The following is an 18,926-nucleotide window of genomic DNA, read 5'->3' as shown; positions in this document are numbered from 1 at the left end:
AGCTGAGGGTATCTGGATCAGGGCGAATCGCTACTGTTTCAGGCTGGCCTTCATTCCCGCATCAGGAAAGCAGGTAGGAGTCTGGCCGATCGTTTCTTGCCAGCGTCCGATCGAGCGACGGGTTTTGAAACCCGGTAAGCCATCTGCTCCGCCCACGTCGTGTCCTTGTTGTTCCAGTGTGCGCTGCATGGCAGCGATATCGGATCGGTACATGGCGTCGATCTTGCCCCAGCGACCAGAAAAATCGCCAACGCCATATTGAATGCGGTCTCCGACGTGTCCAACGAACAAGGCATACAGATCGCTTTTGTTGTATTCCTTGAGGACATAGAAGTTCGGCGTGACGACAAAGGCAGGTCCGTTCCGCCCTGCGGGCATCATCAAATACCCCTCTCCGGCCAGTTCATGTTTTGGAAACGGCTTGCCTGACACGCGCGCAATTCCCATTGCGGCCCAGTCCCGAATGGGTCTGCCTTGGTCAGGGCCTTCCAGCGCGCAGGATATGGTTTCAGGAACTAGGACTTCGAACCCCCAATCGCGCCCGGCCCTCCAGCTATGCTGCGCCAGATAATTCCCGATAGAGGCAATTGTATCTTCGGCTGAGGTCCAAATGTCAGCTTTCCCGTCCGCGTTCCCGTCGGCCGCATAGGTCAGGAAATTGGAGGGCATGAATTGCGGTTGGCCCAAAGCGCCTGCCCAGCTGCTTTTCATTGTGCCCGGCGGTGCATCGCCCGCTTCGGCGATTTGCAACGCCGCTATCAGCTCTTTGGTAAAATAGTCAGCGCGGGTACTCATGAACCCTTTGGTACCCAGCACCTGGAAGGTGTTGTGTCGAATGGGAACTTGCCCATAGCCGCTCTCACGACCCCAGATGGCCAGAATGATGCGGGCGGGCACGCCTGTTTCGGTCTCGACGCGCGCCAAGGTTGCGGCGTGTCGCCGGGCCATCTGCCGCCCGACGGATGTCGCGCCCTGAACGGAACCCGCGTTGAAGTATCGACCCGGAGAGCCAAATTCAGCCTGTTTTTGCCGTTTCGGGGTTTTGATCGGTTGCCCCGGAGGGACCAGATCCGGCAATTTCCAGTTCAGCCTCACACCGTCAAAGGCCTGTTGCATTGTACGCCTGGAAACACCCTTGGCTCTGGCCTTTGGCCAGATAGTTTCTTGCAGCCAGGACTGGAATTGTCTTTCAACCGCAGCACGATCTTGCGCTGTTGCACTTGTGGAGAGGCACCAAAGACCCAGGACGAACATGATCCATCGCATCGCTTAAGGTCTGGCTTGGTCAAAGCCGCAAGTCAACAGCGGTTTTCCCGTGGTTTTGTCTGCGCCTATCCCCACCGTTGATCAGGGTCGGTGGCAGAGCACCACCCTATTTGGGAAAAAGCCTTGAGAAATTTCATTTGTCTGCCGATAGTTGGCGCGAGAGATTGCTTTAGGAGGACAATCAGGCGTGGCCCTATTCCGAATGTCACCAAAGGCGATGCAAGTTGTGATTGTCGCCGCGGCTCTCTCTGCTTCGGCGCAAGTTGCCGGCGCAAGTGACAGTTTCATGGACCCACAAGGTCCGATTGCTGCAGTCCAAAAAGTGCACCTTTTCCGCGCAACTGTCCTGATCCTGTTGGCGGTTATTCCGGTTCTCGTTCTGGTGCCGCTGATTGCCTTTCGGTATCGGCGGCGCAAAGAAGGCGGAGCCATATACCGGCCCAAATGGGATTTCTCCGGTCCGCTGGAGTTCGTTATGTGGGGCGTGCCGGTCCTGATTGTTGCTCTGCTGTCTTTCTATCTGTGGAAGGCGACCCACCGATTGGATCCATATTCGGATCGCTTTGGCGAAATGCCTGCGCTGAACGTTCAGGTCGTCGGATTGGATTGGAAATGGCTGTTCATCTACCCCGATCTTGGCATCGCCAGCGTCGGAGAGCTTGGCATCCCCGTCAAACAGCAGGTCGCAATGACACTGACGACCGATACTGTGATGCAGTCCTTTATGATCCCTGCTTTGGCAGGCCAGATTTATGCAATGCCCGGTATGACTACGGAATTGCATGTTGTGTCGGATGTGGCTGCAACAATGCAGGGCGAGAACACCCAGTATAACGGGCGCGGGTTCACCAAACAGAAGTTCCAAACCGTTGCCATGTCCGTCGAGGAATTCAACGAATGGGTCGACAAGGTGCGCAGTAACGGCATTGCGCTGAATGACGAGACCTATCGCATTTTGGCCATGCGGACGGACCGGGACGAGGTGCAAGCCGCGTTGGGAACCGAGCAAATGCCAGATAACGCGTTGTATTTCACGCTGGAGGACAGCAACCTGTTTCATTCAATTGTGCATCGGTATCACGGCAACAATGCTCTGACCGCCGACCAGCAGCCAGGGACGGTAGAATTCGGGCAGGAGGCGCAGCAATGACCACCAATGGTTCTGGCTTCTTCGGCCGCCTGAATTGGGACGCGTTTCCGATTACAGGGCTTATTCAGAATCCCAACACGAACGAGATTGTCGCCAACACTGCCGCTGCGATAGTGATCGTCGGTGTCATCGTCGTCGTTGGATCATTAACGTGGTTTCGCCTTTGGGGACCATTGTGGCGCGATTGGCTAACCAGTGCGGATCACAAGAAGATCGGCATCATGTACATCGTCTTTGCAATCGTCATGCTTGCGCGCGGCGTTTTGGAAGGCGTGGTAATGCGGGCGCAGCAGGCAGCCGGTCCGGGCGATGGATTTCTTAAGGCCGAGCATTTCGCCGAACTATTTAGTACCCATGGCACGATCATGATCTTCTTCGTCGCCGTTCCGTTTGTGTTTGGGCTGGCGAATTTCCTGATCCCGCTGATGATCGGTGCGCGCGATGTGGCCTTTCCAGTGATGAACCAGATCAGCCTTGGTCTGACCGTCTCAGCCGGGATGATGCTGATGGTATCGTTGGTGGTGGGCGAGTTTTCGACCGGCGGCTGGACGGCATATCCGCCATATACCGGTGCGGCGTTCAATCCCGGTGTTGGCCCTGACTACTGGATCTGGGCGATCGTCGTCTCTGGTGTCGGAACCACACTGACGGGCATCAATTTTGCTGTCACGATCTATAAGTTGCGCGCGCCTGGCATGAAATTCATGCGGCTGCCGATGTATTGCTGGACAATCATCTGCAGCTCAATCCTGATCGTCTTTGCCATGCCGCCTCTGGGTGTTGCCGCCCTGATGCTGGCAGCGGACCGGTATTTGGACTTTCATTTTTTCACCAACGACCTTGGCGGCAACATGATGAACTATGCCAATATGTTCTGGCTGTTTGGTCATCCCGAAGTCTATTTGCTGGTTCTGCCGGCCTACGGTATCTACTCTGAGGTCTTCGCAACATTCTCGGCCAAGCGCCTGTATGGCTACAACTCGCTGGTAATCGCCACCATGTCGATTGCGGTGTTGTCATTCACTGTCTGGCTGCACCACTTCTTCACCATGGGTCAAAGCGCGCTGATCAACGCCGTGTTTGGCATCGCTACAATGCTAATTGCTATCCCGACAGGGGTGAAGGTCTATGACTGGATGGCTACCTTGTTCCGCGGGCGAATCCGGTTTTCGGTGCCAATGCTCTATGGGTTGTCTTTCTTAATGTTGTTTGTCATCGGCGGGCTATCCGGTGTGATCCTCGCAAACCCAACAGTGGACTATCAGGTCCACAACACGCTATTTCTTGTCGCCCACTTCCACAATGTCCTGTTGCCGGGTGTGCTGTTCGGATTGCTTGCCGGATACAATTATTGGTTCCCCAAAGCTTTCGGGTTCCGCCTGAACGAATTCTGGGGCCGCGTCTCGGTTGCGTTGTGGACCGTCGGGTTCATGCTGACATTCCTGCCGCTGTATTTTGTCGGCCTGATGGGAATGCCACGCAGGTCATTCAGTTGGGAGGACCCGAGCTTCCACCCGTACATGATCGTTGCCGTCGTCGGCGCGCTGATCATATTGGCGGCTTTGCTGTCGGTGATCGTGCAACTGTGGGTTAGTATCCGTGATCGGGAAAAGGCACGAGTTCCGGTCGGTGATCCGTGGGATGCGCATACGTTGGAATGGTCGATCCCGGCCCCGCCGCCTTCCTACAATTTTGCCATCATCCCCCATGTGACCGATCGGGACGATTTTGCTGCCGTGAAAGAGCGCGGCAACGCGTACCCGTCGCCTGATGCCTATGAGGATATCTCGGTTCCGCTGAACACTGGCATAGGCTTCAGTCTCTGCGTGCTCAGCGGGGTTTGGATGTTTGCGCTGGTCTGGTGGATCTGGTGGCTGGCGGCGCTGATGACAATCTTTATGCTCGCGACCTTTATCGCATGGACGTTCAAGGCCGAAACAGAGCGGGTCATTCCGGCAGACGACGTGCGTAAGCAGCACGAAGCCTGGTTGGATCTGGTGCACAATTCTACGCCCGTTGACCGTGATCACGAAACTGCCCCGGAAAATCGCGGATTGGCCCGCCCTGATCTGGAGGCCGTGACATGAAACGCGCGCCCACCCACAGCTATCCCGGCCTGAACCTTGGACGGCGGCACGCAAGTGCCGACAAGGCAAGCGAAGTCGTTACCTTCGGGTTCTGGGTCTTTTTGATGAGCGACCTAGTCTATTTCGGGCTGATGTTCGCGATCTACATCACAATGATCGACGCACAGGCAGGCGGACCCGGGCCGCACGAATTGTTCGACCTGAAAAGCATCTTTGCCCAGACGCTGATCCTTTTGACCAGCAGCCTTACCGTGGGTCTGGCGATGCTTGCGCTCAAATACAATCTTCCGCGGTGGCGGATCATATTCTGGTTCTTCGTGACTCTGGTTCTTGGTCTCAGTTTTCTGGTTCTGGAGATCCGCGATTTCATGGCGATGGCGGAAAAGGGCGGTATCCCTCAGCGTAGCGGTTTTCTGTCCGCGTTTTATGGCTTGGTACCCCTTCATGGCCTGCACGTTACAGCAGGGTGCATTTGGCTGATCGTGCTGGGCATTCAGCTAAGGGTCTTTGGCCTGACTGATCTCCTGATGTCACGCGTGGTGCGGCTGGCGTTGTTCTGGCACTTTCTGGACCTGATCTGGATTGGCATCATCACTATCGTTTATTTCGGAGGGCTGACTTATGGATAAACGTAGCGAAATGCATCGCCGCGAGCGCCGCCGTTATGTGATCGGCTATGGTGGGTCGCTTTTGTTGACCTTTGCAGTTTTCGGAATCGCTTATCGTTACGGCATTGAGACAAAGGGCGTTTACCTTGCAATCAGTCTGCTTGGGTTGGCTCAGCTGATCGTACAGCTGGTTTATTTCCTGCACATCGACCGACGTCGCAGCAGCCGCGAAGATCTGGACCTTATCCTGTTTTCCACGATGGTGCTGCTGATCATCATTCTTGGAACTGTTTGGATCATGGGTAATCTGGCGGTTCGGATGCACACGTTTCCAATGTGACGTTCGGCCAAGCCAAATGAAGGGGGCTGGTTCATGAAATCTCTTAAGGTCGTTGGCGCGGTGGTCATCTTGGGCGCAATTGCCGTCGGGCTGCTGTTGTACTGGCGCCATCAGGAACGATACCCTTCGACCGATGACGCCTATGTGGGGGCGAACATCATATACGTGGCACCACAAGTCACCGGTCAGGTTGCCGAAGTGCTTGTGATTGAGAACCAGCCGGTCAAAACCGGGGACTTGCTGTTCACAATCGACGATACGCAATTCAAAGCTTCGGTCGATCAGGCCAAGGCCAATCTCGACAGCGCGGTGCAGCAGGCGCAGTCTTACGGTACGCAGATCGCAGCTGCACAAGCAGTGGTCGACAGCACGCAGTCGGCCTACAATACGGCTCAGAGCAATCTGGAACGTGCTAAGGCGCTGTTTTCAGATGGTGATCTGGCGCAGGCGTCACTGGATCAGACCAGTTCGGAATTTGCGCGCGCCGCGGCGCAGCTTACCACAAGTCAATCCGCCCTGTTGGCCTTGCAAAGCGGTCTGGCGGCCAAACAGGATGATATTCTGTCATCGCAAGCTCAATTGGAAATTGCGCAGGCCAATCAGAATTGGACCAAGATCTTTGCATCGGCAGATGGGTGGATCGCCAACCTGACACTCAGACCTGGATCGTCGGTTTCAGCTAACGCGCCGCAGTTTTCCATCGTTGAGTCCTCTGATTGGTGGGTGGACGCCAATTTCAAAGAGACATCACTGCCGCGCATTCGTCCGGGTCAGCAGGTCACGGTAAAGATCGACATGATGCCGGGCGTCACCCTGACGGGCAAAGTTGCGTCAATCGGGCGGGGGTCGGGGGATACGTTCTCGCTTCTGCCGTCCGAGAATGCCAGTGGCAATTGGGTCAAGGTGACGCGGCGCTTTCCGGTACGGGTTGAACTTGATCCTACGGATGCCCCATTGCGCGTAGGTGGCAGTAGCAAGGTGACCGTGGATACCACACCGCAGGCCCAAAAATGACATCCTCGGCAGCAGGCCACATCAATCCGGTGATTGTGGTTGCTGTTGTCCTCAGCGCTATTCTTGAGGTGCTCGACAGTACAATCGTCAATGTCGCGCTGCCCCATATTCAGGCGGCGTTCGGCGCAACAACCGATCAGGCCACGTGGATACTGACCAGTTATATTGTGTCGGCCGTTGTGGTCATGCCACTGACGGGCTTTGTCGCCCGCCGTGTCGGCCGTCGACGTCTGATCCTGACCGCTGTGACCGGCTTCGCGACGATGTCGGTCATGTGTGGCCTGTCCTGGAGCCTTGAGACCATCGTCGCCTTTCGCCTGGCCCAAGGCATGTTCGGGGCGTTTCTGATCCCGTTGTCCCAATCCATTCTATTCGACGCCTATCCCCGTGAAAAACGCGGGCAGGCGATGGCGGTCTTCGGTTTGGGAGTCGTCGTGGCCCCAGTGTTGGGGCCCACAGTAGGGGCGATCCTGACCGAATATTTCTCGTGGCGGATGGTGTTCTTCGTGAACCTGCCGGTAGCCGCGATGGCACTGCTATTGTTGGCCGGAGAGTTGCCAGACGACGAAACCGAAGAGGTTCGCATCGATTGGAAGGGTCTTGCCCTACTGGCCATTGGCATAGGCTGCCTGCAATTTGTTCTGGATCAGGGAGAGACCAAGGACTGGCTGTCATCACGGATCATTCAGGTTGCCCTCATCGCGTCGGTTTTGGGCGCGTTTGGGTTCATCATTCACGTGCTGACCACGGAAAAGCCGGTTGTCGATCTGCGTTTTTTCGCGGATCGCAATTTCGCGCTGTGCAATCTGGTTATCGCCGGATTTGCCATTTCCCTGTTCGGCGGTATCGCGATCCTGCCGACTTTCGTTCAGAACTTGCTGGACTATCCAGTCATCACATCGGGCCATTTGTTTATCCCGCGAGGGGTCGCCGCCGGGCTGTCGATGGTCCTGACCGGCGCTGTTCTGGTTACGCGTTTCGATCCGCGTGTTCTGGCCGGGCTGGGTATGCTTTTGACGGCTGTCAGCAATTTCATGATGGGGCGGCTCAACATAGATGCGGGGTTTTGGGAGCTTGCCTGGCCAGGGGCAGTAAGCGGTCTGGGAATGGGGCTGGTTTTTGTGCCGATGTCGATATTGGCCTTCGAAAGCATCTCCAAATCGCGGCAGGACGAGGCATCCGGCCTGTTCAATGTGACCCGTCAGCTTGGCTCATCGGTTGGAATTTCCTTGGTCGGAACTTGGGTCGTACGAGGGCTTCAAACAAACACGGCTGTTCTCAGCCAAAATGTCACGCCCTATAACCCCGCCGCACATGCCTATCTTACGCCACTGAACCTGACACCGGACAGTGCGCAGGGGGCCGCCATTCTGGGGCAGGAGATCGCGCAGCAGGCTGAACTGATTTCATATCTAACCGTCTTCAACAATCTTGGGCTTTTGGCTTTGGCGACCATTCCGCTGCTGTTCTTTTGCAAAGCACCTAAACCTGGAACGCAGGCGTCAGTGCCTGCACATTAACGCATCACGAACAAGCCAAATGCCAGTGCCGCCCAGCAAAGACCCAAGCTGAGTAATATATTGCCCGCCGCCAGCGCGATGGTCCTTTCGCGTCTGAGTTCCAGCGACTGATAGGCAAAGCTGGAAAACGTCGTGAAGCCGCCGCAAAAACCAAAGACCAGACGTCTTTGTTCTTCGCCCATCTCAATTGATCCGCCGAGATAGCCGATCCACAAACCCAGCAGCAGGCTACCCAGAACGTTTACAATCAGGGTCGAAAACGGCAGGTCATGAACAATTCGCAGAGCGATCCAGTGGCGCAAAACAGCCCCTAAACCACCGCCTAATCCGAACATCGCGTGCAGGAACAATTCGGTCATTCAGTCGCCCTCGGCGGATGAAAGCGCCTTCCGATAGCCTCACCCAGAATGGCGACTGCCAGTCCCGCCGCGATTTCCAACGCGGCGGCCGAAGCCGCAACCCAGATGTTGGACAAGGCTAACCGCTCCAATTCGGAAACAAACGAGGAAAAGGTCGACAGGCCACCACAAAAGCCGACTGCGCCAAGATGCAGAACATGGGCATGGACGCGGTTTCGCACCGAATACAGCCACCCCAGTATGAAGCAGGCCACTATATTGATGCCAAAGGTCTGCGTCAGAAATCCGGCATGCGGTATGCTCACCGAGAACAACTCGCGCAGCAGCGACCCAACTGCGCCACCAATGAACACGGCTCCGAACATCAATGCCGTGGTCCGAACATGCGTTCGTTTCTGTGTCACAGCCTGCCGTCCTGCCTCTATCCCGTTTCTTCGGGCATAATAGCTGACGTTGCCCGGATCAACCGTGACCAATGTCCGCGCCATATTTCACATCTTCGCCCGATTACGTGAAGGCGGGCACAATCGCTTGCAATCTAACAGCGATTTGGCCCACGTTTGGCGAACACCTCGCCTGCTGCAGCAGGCTGGAAAGCACGCGGCCCTGGGAGAGCACGAATGATTGTACGCAGACTCTATTACTTCATTGCATATGTGTGTCTGCCGCTGACTCTGTTGTGGGGTTTTTTCTGGCCGCCCGCCCATTGGTTGCTGGTGGTGCTTATTCCATATGCCGTAATCGGCCTTTACGACATGCTGACGACCAAGCACAACGTTCTGAACAATTATCCGGTCCTGGGGCATTTCCGGTACATGCTGGAGTTCGTCAGCCCGGAAATCCGGCAGTATTTTGTTGAAACCAACGAAAGCGGCCGCCCTTTTAACAGAATCGTACGATCACTTGTCTACTCGCGTGCCAAAGGACAGGTGGATACGCAGGCATTTGGTACACAATACGACGTCCTGTCAGTCGGATATCATCGTGCCAACCACTCGCTTGCGCCCAAGCATGTGGATGAAAGCGAAGAACGGATCATGCTGGGTGGGCCGCAATGCACGCAGCCATACAGTGCGTCGCGGCTGAACGTCTCCGCCATGAGCTTTGGGGCACTCAGCGCCAATGCTGTCCGCGCCCTCAATGGGGGCGCGAAGGACGGCGGATTTGCGCACAACACCGGGGAAGGCGGCCTGTCCCCGCACCATCTGGCCGAGGGTGGCGACATCATTTGGCAGATCGGAACAGGCTATTTTGGTTGCCGCACGCCCGAGGGTGGTTTTGACAAGGACCTGTTTGCCGAAAAGGCAAAAAAGGACGTTGTCAAAGCGATTGAAATCAAACTGTCGCAGGGGGCCAAGCCATCGCATGGCGGGGTGTTGCCTGCCGCAAAGGTGGATCAGGAGATCGCTGAAATCCGTGGCGTGCCCGAGCATCAGGACGTGATATCCCCGCCCACCCACTCTGCCTTCGAAGGCCCGACCGGTCTGATCCATTTTGTGCAACATCTGCGGGAAATGTCTGGCGGTAAACCAATCGGGTTCAAGCTGTGTATTGGCAGACCGTCCGAATTTATGGCGATTTGCAAGGCGATGCTGGAAACAGGAATCCTGCCGGACTTCATCACGATTGACGGTGCCGAAGGCGGTACCGGTGCTGCCCCGGTCGAATTCACCAACCGTTTGGGCATGCCATTGAACGAAGCGCTGATTTTCGTCAACAACTGCCTGCGTGGCGTCGGTTTGCGCGACAAAATCCGGATCATCTGTTCGGGTAAGGTGGCCACCGGCTACGACATGGTCGAGAAATTCGCGCTGGGGGCAGACATGTGCAACGCGGCACGCGCGATGATGTTTGCCGTGGGGTGTATTCAGGCGCTGCATTGCAATACGAACCGCTGCCCGTCCGGCGTTGCCACTCAGGACCCGATACGGGGCAGGGCGGTCAATGTTCCCCAAAAACGCCAGCGCGTACACCGCTTTCACGATGCGACATTGGAAAGTTTCCGCGAACTTTTGGGCGCTATGGGCAAAGACAAGGTGTCCGAGCTTCACCCGGTAGATATCCGCCGCCGTACGGCAGATGAGCGGGAACGGTCTTATGCCGAACTCTATACCCTTATCGACGAGGGCGTTTTGCTGACAGACACAATACCGTCCGACTACGCGGCCGATTGGAAACTTGCCTCGGCGGATCGCTTTTAATTTTTTTGGAGATATCGCCAAGGATTGACGTTTTCGATCCGTCATACTCAGTGTGATGCGTATGAAAACATCGGATGAAGACTTGGCCAGGGCCGCCGCGGACGGGGACGCTGAGGCGTTTGCGACCCTGTTGCAGCGCCATTACGACCGGGTCTTTCGTCTGGCTTTTCGTCTGACTGGACGGGCAGATCAGGCCGAGGATCTGACACAGGATATCTGTGTAGCGCTGCCCATCAAAATCGCGGGCTTCCGGGCGCGGGCCAAGTTCACGACCTGGCTCTACCGCGTTGTCGTCAACGCGGCCGAGGACGCCCGGCGTCGCCAGGCAAGCCACAGCCGCGCCGCCGCAGGGTGGGGTGATGTGGAGCAATTGCGCCGGGCAGAGGCGACCGAAACGGCCCAAGCAATGGATTGGTTGCAGCGCGCCATGCGGTCTCTGCCACCCGATTTGCAAGATACTCTGGCCCTGACGTTAGAGGATGAAATGACACACGCCGAAGCTGCAGCAGTTCTGGGCGTGTCCGAAGGCACCGTGTCCTGGCGCATGTCCGACATTCGCAAACGTCTGCGCGCCCTGCGACAAGAGGAATTGGCACTATGACCGATGATCTTGATGACTTCAAAGCCTTGATGGATGCTGCGACGCCGGCACCAGATGCCGAACGGCGGGTGCAAAACTTAAAACGGGCTCAGAAAAATTTTGCACACAGCCAAGGATCGCATGCTGCGATGCGTCCGACTGTTAAGCGAGGCCCAATGGCCCGCATGACAGAAGGAGTGAAATCCATGTTGAATGCTTTGTCCCATCGCGGCGCCCTAACCGCGACAACCGCAATTGCCGCTGTTGCGCTGATTATGTTCGTGCCGCAATCCCGCGACATTGTTGTGCAGCCCCTATCGCGCAGCGAAAGCCCTGCGCCCGCACTTGAAGCAGATTCTGCCGCATTGGAAGAACCCGTCGTTGAGGCCCAGGTCGTTGTTGAAGAGTATGCCGCGCCCGTGCGATCCAAAGCGGCCGCCCCTCAGCAAGGCGTTTCGGGCTTAGTTGCTGAAAACACTGCTCGACTTGGCGTCACTTCGGGCGATGCCACTCATATGATGGTTGAACCAGAGGTGGGAATTCTGCCCCTCCCGGATACCGAGGCGTTTTCAAACGCTGAAGCCAATCCTCTGAAAGTCACCAGTGAAGAGCCTGTTTCCACCTTTTCAATTGACGTTGATACGGCCTCATATTCGATCGTCCGGTCCTCTCTTATGCGCGGCCAGCTTCCACCCAAGGATGCCGTCCGTGTCGAAGAGATGGTAAATTATTTTCCTTACTCGTACCCCGCACCGGAAGGGGACGCGCCGTTCCGGCCGACGATCACAGTAACACCGACGCCTTGGAATGAGGGTACTCAGCTTGTGCATGTCGGTATCCAAGGGGCATTGCCGCAGATTGAGGACCGACCACCGCTGAATCTGATCTTTCTGATCGATACGTCGGGATCGATGCATGATGCCAACAAACTACCACTGTTAAAACAATCGTTCCGTTTGATGCTGTCAGAGTTGCGAGAAGAGGACGAGGTCTCGATCGTGACCTATGCCGGAAGCGCGGGGCAGGTTCTGGAACCCACCGCGGCCGTGGAACGTGACAAAATCCTCGGCGCGCTCGACCAGTTGGAGGCAGGCGGTTCGACCGCAGGTCAGGCCGGGTTGCAACAGGCATATCAGGTAGCCGAAAGCATGAGCGCTGACGGTGAGGTCACGCGCGTCATCCTGGCAACGGATGGCGACTTTAATGTTGGCTTGTCTGATCCTGATGCGCTGAAAGACTTCATAGCAAATAAACGTGACAGCGGTACGTTCCTGAGTGTTTTGGGTTTTGGCCGGGGTAATCTGGACGATGCCACGATGCAGGCACTTGCCCAGAACGGAAACGGACAGGCCGCGTATATCGACACGCTGAGCGAGGCGCAAAAAGTCCTGGTCGACCAGTTGACGGGCGCATTGTTCCCAATCGCAAACGACGTCAAAATCCAGGTTGAGTTCAACCCGTCACAAATCGCCGAATATCGCCTTATCGGATACGAGACCCGCGCGTTGCGTCGGGAAGATTTCACCAATGACAAAGTGGACGCCGGCGATATCGGCGCAGGCCACTCGGTTACGGCGATTTACGAGGTCACGCCTGTTGGTTCAGACGCGATCCTGAACGATCCGTTGCGTTATAATGCCCAAGTGGTACGTGACGGTTCGGATGAGATCGGGTTTTTCAAACTGCGTTATAAAACGCCGGGGTCCGACCAGAGCCGGTTGATCGAACAGCCCATTGCGGCGACGCAGGACGAGGTTTCAGACGATGTCCGCTTTTCCTATGCCATCGCCGGGTTCGGGCAGTTATTGCGCGGTGCAGAATATCTGGGGAACTGGTCCTACGACGATGCGATCGGATTGGCAAACGCAGCCCGCGGTGAAGATCCCTTTGGGTACAGGGCCGAAGCTGCCACGCTCATGCGGCTTGCGCAAACGTTGTCACGGTAACAGCGGGCAATGGGGCGCTGCGTTGGGCAGCGCCCGTGTCCCGTCAATACGATCTTTGGTTGTTGGCCGCATGTGTGTTGATCCGGCGCACGCTCCACTCTACGGCGTCGCGCATGGTCCTGCCCAAAGCATCGTCAAAGGCTTTCACAAGGTCAGGCGTCGAATCGCTGGCAGAGGCAACAACTTCCCGAAATGAACTAGACGCGATGATCTTGTCTTCGAATTCATCAATGATCTTAATGTTCATGCGCACTTCGACGCGGATGGTTTTTGTCCCCTCAACATCGCTGACGACGAACCCCTGAAATTCGCGTAGGTCCGGAACGATGACATAATCGGCGCGCAGGCCCACGGTTGAGCGACCAACAGCGGCCACCTTGCCACTGTTTTCATAGCTTTCGACCAACAGCGCCTGTACGATAAGCGGTGCACGGTCGACCCATCTGGCGCGCGGTAGGTATTGCACCTGCAATGGGGTCGGCTGAATAGCGATCTGATCGGTATTGACCGCCGCCGTTGCTGTCGGTTCCTGTACAACGATTTGTTTTTGGACGCGCGGCAACGAAGACGAAAAGGTGCTTTTCGGCGTCAAAAGATACAGGTCGTTTGGCTTGGATGCCTGCCTCAGCGTGCCCAACCCGGTGCACGCGCCCAGCGACCCCAACGCCAGAACCAAAAGAAACAGCCTGATCATTGGCGAAACTCCGAAGCTTGGGTTCCCAGTAAGAAGCGTGCCGGGTCACGTTCGACCTTGTCCACCAGCCGATCCAGGCTGATTACCAATCGTTGCGACTCTTCTACGAAACGTGTGAATTGCGGCAGGCCGACGCGGAGGAAGTCGGACAATTGCCGTCGGTTGTCCTGAACGATGCCGTCGATGGTGCCCAGCAATTCGGACGCCGATCGCGATGCATTGAGGATATCGGCCGAAATTTCGTCCAACTTGCTTGTGACATTAGACACTGTTGAGGCGACCTGATTGGCCGCATTGCGGATATCGTCCATGACTGCGCCGACGTCTTTGTTGATGACCTCATTGGCCGAGTCAAAAGCGCGTTCCGCAGAAGCCAATGTGGTGTTTGCTGTATCCATCGCTGCCGTGATCGACCCCAGTGTTTTGTTTGCATTCACAAAGGTCTCGGTCGCGGTCGCCAAGGCAACGCTGCCTTCGTCGGACAGGCCGGTCAGGCGTTCTGCCAATGTTGAGGCCCGATCGATAAATGGTTTCACGTCGTCCTGTATTATGCGATCGGCCGATTCAATTGTTGTCTTGGCGCTGTTCAGTGTTTCCGTTGCGGACTCGGATGCAGTTTTTACGCTTTTGAGTGTGTCTGTCCCTGTCGTCAGGGTGGTTTCGGCTGTATCGGCCAATTTATCAAGCCGCGTTGTAAAGTTGCCCAGTTGCTTGGCAGCGCCGCCAAGGTCGGTGGACAAGCTTTCGAAATCTGTCAGCGTTTTGTCCAGCCTGCCGGACGCAGAAGCCAGGTTGTCCAAAATTTCGCTGACGGATTGGCGGTTCTTGTCGTCAACGACCGAGTTCAGACTTTCAAGCAGGGTAACCGCCTCATCCAGAACTTTCGGGGCGCCTTCGAACAAGGATTGAATTGCGCTGCGCTTGCTTTTGATTACGCTGTTTTCCGGCAAGGGTTTGTCGCTGCTTTTGCCACCCGTCAGCTCAACATAACTGACGCCAGTAACACCCAGAGATTGTAGCTGCGCGATGGTATCTTCGGTGACGGGTATGTCGGCATCTACTTCAAGCTTAACGCGCACCTTTGACGGATCGTCCTCGTCCAGGTTCAACGAAATCACCTGACCAACGGGCAAGCCGTTGAAGCTTACGCCGCCCGCAGAGGAGAGGCCCGATACGTTTTCGAACAGAACGTCGTAATATGCGTATTGGCGCGACACCTCGAATTTCGCGAGCCATAGGAAAAACCCGAAGGCACCAAGGATGCCCGCGATTGTGAACGCGCCGATCAGGATATAGTTTGCCCGGGTTTCCATAGCCTTTACCTGTCCTGCCCCTTCTCTTGCGCCGCGCGGGCCCGGGGGCCGGTGAAATACTCTTGAACCCAAGGATGGTCGACTTTGGTCATTTCTTCAATCGGACCTTCAACCAGAACCCGTTTTTCTGCGAGCACTGCGACCCTATCGCAAATGGCATAAAGACTATCGAGGTCATGTGTGACCATAAAGACGGTCAAGCCTAAAGCATGCTGCAATTCACCGATCAACTCGTCATACGCAGCCGCGCCGATTGGGTCGAGGCCGGCGGTTGGCTCGTCCAGAAATACGATCTCGGGGTCCAAAGCCAAGGCGCGGGCAAGGGCGGCGCGTTTGCGCATCCCGCCGGACAATTCGGAAGGCAATTTCCCGCAACTCAGTTGCGGCAAACCGACAAGGCTGATCTTCAGGTTACCAAGCGCGCACATCAGGCTTTCGCTCAGCCCTGTATGTTCGCGCAGCGGAGCCATCACGTTCTGCAAGACCGTCAGCGAGGAAAACAATGCCCCATCCTGAAAGGCAACGCCCCAGCGACGCTCAATCCGGCGGCGTTCCTGTTCCGGGCCATTCAATACGTCGACACCCAGCACCTCAATGCTGCCCGCCGCGGGTCTGTTCAGGCCGACAATCGTGCGCAGCAGAACCGATTTGCCAGTTCCCGATCCACCGACGATCCCCAGAACTTCACCACGCCACACATCCAGATTCAGATTCTGATGTACAACTTGAGGCCCGAACTGGTTTGTAAGATTGCGAACGCGGATAACCGCTTCGCGTTGAGCGTCGGTATTAGATGTCTGTTCAAGCGTCGTGCCGTCCATCTCAGACCTCCATCACCGAAAAGAAGATCGAGAACAACGCATCCAAAGCGATCACCAGAAAGATGGATTGCACAACCGAAGCCGTGGTTCGTTGCCCGACGGATTGGGCAGACCCCTTGACCTGCATGGCCTGCCAACAAGCAATTACGCCGATGACCAAAGCAAAGAAGGGGGCCTTGATCATGCCAATTGCGAATTGCCAAATACCGGTGTTCTCTTTCAGGCGTGTGACGAACATACCGGGGCTGACACCCAGATCAATCCAACTCATCAATCCGCCGCCAATCAGGGCGGCAAGGTCGGCGATGAAGCCAAGGATCGGCAGCATGATCAACAGGGCAACAACACGTGGGATCACCAACACCTCGATTGGGTCCAAACCCAATGTGCGCATTGCGTCGATCTCTTCCTGAACCTTCATCGAGCCAATCGAGGCGGTAAAAGCCGAGCCTGAACGCCCAGCAACGATGATCGCTGTCAGCAAAATGCCGAGCTCACGCAAAACTGAGATCGAAATCAGTTCGACCACGAAAATCTCGGCGCCGAACTGCTTTAGCTGGGTCGCGCCCTGAAAGGCCAATACGACGCCGATCAGAAACCCCATAAGGGCAACGATCGGGATGGCTTTGAGTCCGGTCTCTTCCATTTGCGAGACCAAGGCCGCTTTGCGCAGACGGCGCGGCATTAGAATTGTTCGGACAAGGCGATGCAGCGTCAGACCCAGGAAGCCCAGCAGGGATAGCATGTCTTTTCCGGCCCGGGCGGTGCGTTCCCCGACACTTGCGACCCAGTCGGTAAAACTGCGCTTTTCAGTTGCCACACCGGGGTCGTCGGGAATGTTTTCCGCTACGGTCTCTAAAAGAGCGGAATGAGCGGGCTTTAACCCTTCATAATGTACGTTTGAGCCACTTGCCTTTGCGCGCCGCGCAACATCGGCAATCAGCCATGCGCCACCGGTATCCAGTGCTCCGACTTTCGAAAGATCGACAGTTAGTTCGTTACTGTCTGCTCGAAACCCTTCAAAAGCCTTTTCGACCATGTCCAGGGATTGAGTCACCAGATCACCCGAAACCCGCAGGTAAACGCCGTTGGCGTCTCGGTCCGACTGTATCACTGGCTGCGTCATGAGCGTATGTGATGGCAAAGGACATTGACCTGCAACGGATTTTTGCGAACTACGTTGTATTTCTTGCCGCTCAATAGCGTCTAAGTGACATCTCCAGACACCAAAGTCATGGTTGAGGTTGGTTTTGCGCTCAACTGGGCCGACCGGTGCAAGATCATTTCAAATTAATCTGTTGCTTCTGTTGCAAGGGCGCGCGGGGCGAAAATCCGATGGGTCGTGACTCAGGTGTTGCGGGGTTCTGCGAACCAAGCCAGAGTTCGCTCTGGCGCCACTGACGTGGAATCAGGGAGAGCGAAATGCAGCACGCTAAGAATGTTTTGTTCATCATCATAGATCAGTTGCGCGCCGACTGTCTGAATGGCGCTTTAGCGGCCCATGTCGATCTGCCAAACCTGCGTGCATTCATGGACGAGGCGGTGACGTTTGACCGGCATTTTTCGGTGACCAACCCCTGTGGTCCATCGCGTGTGTCAATCCTGACCGGGCAATATGCGATGAACCACCGGTCGGTTCGCAATGGAACCCCGTTGCGGCATGACACCCCGAACATCGCGACCGAAATGCGCAAAGCCGGCTATCTGCCCATGCTGTTTGGATACACGGATACATCCGCCGACCCTAGGGTGCATGATCACAACGATCCGATCCTGAAATCCTATGAACACCCAATGGCTGGGTTTCATGAGGTCCTCGAAATGCGGTTGGAGGAATCTTATCCTTGGCGCGGACATCTGATGCAAAAAGGTTATGCGTTCGAAGACTACTGGGACGTTCACAAGCCGGTCGCGCCGGATGGGGGTGATCCTCGGTTGAATGACCCGGCTATGTACCGGGCTGAAGACAGTGATACATCCTTTCTGACGGACGTGTTCTTGAACAGCATGGCGCCTTATGTTGGCAAAAACTGGTTTGCCCATCTGACCTATATTCGACCACACCCGCCATTGGTCGCCCCGGCGCCATACAATAATATGTATGACCCAGCGACCTTGCCCCGACCCGAAGGTTTCTCTGATCCGATGGATGAACGGGCGATGCACCCGTTTATTGGCCCGACAATTGACAATACGTCCGCCGGTGATTTTGTTTTGGGCTTTGACGGGGTTGAGCCGACGCTTGAAAACATCCAAACGCTGCGCGCGGTTTATCTGGGTCTTGCAACTGAGGTTGACCTTCACATCGGGCGTGTCGTCCAGTTCCTGAAGGATAGTGGTCAATACGACAACACGATGGTTGTCATCACTGCGGACCACGGAGAGATGCTGGGCGACCGACACAGCTGGGGCAAGATGGCGGTCTTTGACGCCGCCTATAAAACGCCATTGATGATTAGGGACCCCAACAATCAATCGCACGCCGGGTCGGTGATCTCGGTACCGACGGAATCCATCGACATAACGCCGACGATTTTGGATTGGGTCGGCCAGCCGATCCCGAATTCCATGGACGGCCGGTCGTTGCTGCCGCTGTTGCAAGGGCAAGTCCCCGACGATTGGCGCACATATTCCTTCAGCGAATTGGATTTTGCCGAACCCCAGCAACCTACGATCTGGCAGCAGGTTTTGGGTACGGGCAACAGCGACTCGTGCCTTGGCATCCTAAGAGATGAGCGTTTCACTCTGGTCGAGTTCGCCGCAGACCTTCCGCCCATGCTGTTTGATCAGCAGGATGGTGGAGAATTGCGGAACAAAGCAAATGACCCCAAATATATGTCGGTCTTGATGGGCCTATCCAGACAAATGTTGCGCCATCGGATGCAAAATATGGATCATACGCTGTCCCTGGATTCCATTACGGCGGATGGTCCCAAGACCAAATCCAGGTATTGAACGCAAAAGATGTGCGACCCGTTTTTCCAACCTGTCGCGCTGTTGCCCTCTACACCTGTAACAGATCCGGTG

The 18,926-nt window shown here is 55.9% G+C and carries 17 protein-coding genes; 10 read left to right on the top strand and 7 right to left on the bottom strand.

Annotated elements, in window-relative coordinates; all coding sequences use genetic code 11:
- Nucleotides 1-30 precede the first annotated feature (30 nt).
- On the bottom strand, nt 31-1,266 hold the full coding sequence (locus tag QMP16_RS09190) for a lytic murein transglycosylase (protein ID WP_282152116.1): 1,236 nt from the start codon (nt 1,264-1,266) through the stop codon (nt 31-33).
- Between the two features lie 187 nt (nt 1,267-1,453).
- On the opposite strand from QMP16_RS09190, the gene QMP16_RS09185 reads away from it, so the two are divergent.
- The 6 genes from QMP16_RS09185 to QMP16_RS09160 are packed head-to-tail and all read left to right on the top strand — an operon-like array spanning nt 1,454 to nt 7,985.
- Complete coding sequence (locus tag QMP16_RS09185; protein ID WP_282152115.1) at nt 1,454-2,416, top strand: ubiquinol oxidase subunit II; 963 nt, start codon at nt 1,454-1,456, stop codon at nt 2,414-2,416.
- Complete coding sequence (locus QMP16_RS09180; RefSeq protein ID WP_282152114.1) at nt 2,413-4,503, top strand: cbb3-type cytochrome c oxidase subunit I; 2,091 nt, start codon at nt 2,413-2,415, stop codon at nt 4,501-4,503. The genes QMP16_RS09185 and QMP16_RS09180 overlap by 4 nt, the downstream gene beginning before the upstream one ends.
- Nucleotides 4,500-5,132, top strand: coding sequence for a cytochrome c oxidase subunit 3 (locus tag QMP16_RS09175; protein ID WP_282152113.1), 633 nt, complete (start codon nt 4,500-4,502; stop codon nt 5,130-5,132). The genes QMP16_RS09180 and QMP16_RS09175 overlap by 4 nt, the downstream gene beginning before the upstream one ends.
- On the top strand, nt 5,125-5,451 hold the full coding sequence (locus QMP16_RS09170; protein WP_113790775.1) for a cytochrome o ubiquinol oxidase subunit IV: 327 nt from the start codon (nt 5,125-5,127) through the stop codon (nt 5,449-5,451). Before QMP16_RS09175 ends, QMP16_RS09170 begins: the two co-directional genes overlap by 8 nt.
- Nucleotides 5,452-5,484: 33 nt before the next feature.
- Complete coding sequence (locus tag QMP16_RS09165) at nt 5,485-6,465, top strand: HlyD family secretion protein (RefSeq protein ID WP_108859760.1); 981 nt, start codon at nt 5,485-5,487, stop codon at nt 6,463-6,465.
- Nucleotides 6,462-7,985 (top strand): DHA2 family efflux MFS transporter permease subunit, encoded by a 1,524-nt coding sequence (locus QMP16_RS09160; protein WP_282152112.1) that lies wholly within the window; start codon nt 6,462-6,464, stop codon nt 7,983-7,985. Before QMP16_RS09165 ends, QMP16_RS09160 begins: the two co-directional genes overlap by 4 nt.
- On the opposite strand, the gene QMP16_RS09155 is transcribed toward QMP16_RS09160, so the two are convergent.
- Together QMP16_RS09155 and QMP16_RS09150 are read right to left on the bottom strand one after the other, a co-directional pair.
- Nucleotides 7,982-8,344 (bottom strand): fluoride efflux transporter FluC, encoded by a 363-nt coding sequence (locus tag QMP16_RS09155; protein ID WP_282152111.1) that lies wholly within the window; start codon nt 8,342-8,344, stop codon nt 7,982-7,984. The two genes, QMP16_RS09160 and QMP16_RS09155, sit on opposite strands and share 4 nt — an antisense overlap.
- Nucleotides 8,341-8,832: a fluoride efflux transporter FluC gene (locus QMP16_RS09150; RefSeq protein ID WP_282152110.1), complete on the bottom strand. Its 492-nt coding sequence runs from the start codon at nt 8,830-8,832 to the stop codon at nt 8,341-8,343. The genes QMP16_RS09155 and QMP16_RS09150 overlap by 4 nt, the downstream gene beginning before the upstream one ends.
- Nucleotides 8,833-8,964: 132 nt before the next feature.
- Between QMP16_RS09150 and QMP16_RS09145 the strand changes: the two genes are divergently transcribed.
- From QMP16_RS09145 to QMP16_RS09135, 3 genes are all read left to right on the top strand, one after another.
- Entirely contained in the window at nt 8,965-10,545 is a 1,581-nt protein-coding gene (locus QMP16_RS09145; RefSeq protein ID WP_282152109.1) for an FMN-binding glutamate synthase family protein, read from the top strand.
- A gap of 61 nt (nt 10,546-10,606) precedes the next feature.
- Nucleotides 10,607-11,146, top strand: coding sequence for an RNA polymerase sigma factor (locus QMP16_RS09140; RefSeq protein ID WP_282152108.1), 540 nt, complete (start codon nt 10,607-10,609; stop codon nt 11,144-11,146).
- The gene (locus tag QMP16_RS09135; RefSeq protein ID WP_282152107.1) at nt 11,143-13,071 is read left to right on the top strand and encodes a vWA domain-containing protein; all 1,929 of its coding nucleotides are present in this window, start codon (nt 11,143-11,145) and stop codon (nt 13,069-13,071) included. Before QMP16_RS09140 ends, QMP16_RS09135 begins: the two co-directional genes overlap by 4 nt.
- Before the next feature lie 43 nt (nt 13,072-13,114).
- Here QMP16_RS09135 and QMP16_RS09130 read toward each other — a convergent pair whose 3' ends face one another.
- Genes QMP16_RS09130 through QMP16_RS09115 form a run of 4 tightly spaced genes read right to left on the bottom strand, consistent with a single transcriptional unit; the run spans nt 13,115 to nt 17,025 of the window.
- Complete coding sequence (locus QMP16_RS09130) at nt 13,115-13,765, bottom strand: ABC-type transport auxiliary lipoprotein family protein (protein WP_282152106.1); 651 nt, start codon at nt 13,763-13,765, stop codon at nt 13,115-13,117.
- A complete protein-coding gene (locus tag QMP16_RS09125) occupies nt 13,762-15,078 on the bottom strand; it encodes an MlaD family protein (RefSeq protein ID WP_282152105.1) in 1,317 nt (438 codons plus the stop codon). The genes QMP16_RS09130 and QMP16_RS09125 overlap by 4 nt, the downstream gene beginning before the upstream one ends.
- A 5-nt stretch (nt 15,079-15,083) precedes the next feature.
- Nucleotides 15,084-15,899: an ABC transporter ATP-binding protein gene (locus QMP16_RS09120; RefSeq protein ID WP_282152104.1), complete on the bottom strand. Its 816-nt coding sequence runs from the start codon at nt 15,897-15,899 to the stop codon at nt 15,084-15,086.
- Nucleotide 15,900: 1 nt separating this feature from the next.
- Nucleotides 15,901-17,025 carry an MlaE family lipid ABC transporter permease subunit gene (locus QMP16_RS09115; protein WP_282152103.1) on the bottom strand — a complete coding sequence of 375 codons (1,125 nt, stop codon included), beginning with the start codon at nt 17,023-17,025 and terminating at the stop codon, nt 15,901-15,903.
- Nucleotides 17,026-17,321: 296 nt separating this feature from the next.
- On the opposite strand from QMP16_RS09115, the gene QMP16_RS09110 reads away from it, so the two are divergent.
- The gene (locus QMP16_RS09110; RefSeq protein ID WP_282152102.1) at nt 17,322-18,854 is read left to right on the top strand and encodes a sulfatase-like hydrolase/transferase; all 1,533 of its coding nucleotides are present in this window, start codon (nt 17,322-17,324) and stop codon (nt 18,852-18,854) included.
- The last annotated feature ends 72 nt before the right edge of the window (nt 18,855-18,926 follow it).

It is taken from the genome of Ruegeria atlantica, assembly GCF_947495585.1.
GTDB classification, from domain to species: Bacteria; Pseudomonadota; Alphaproteobacteria; order Rhodobacterales; family Rhodobacteraceae; genus Ruegeria; species Ruegeria atlantica_G.
This window is presented reverse-complemented; position numbering and strand designations above follow the sequence as displayed.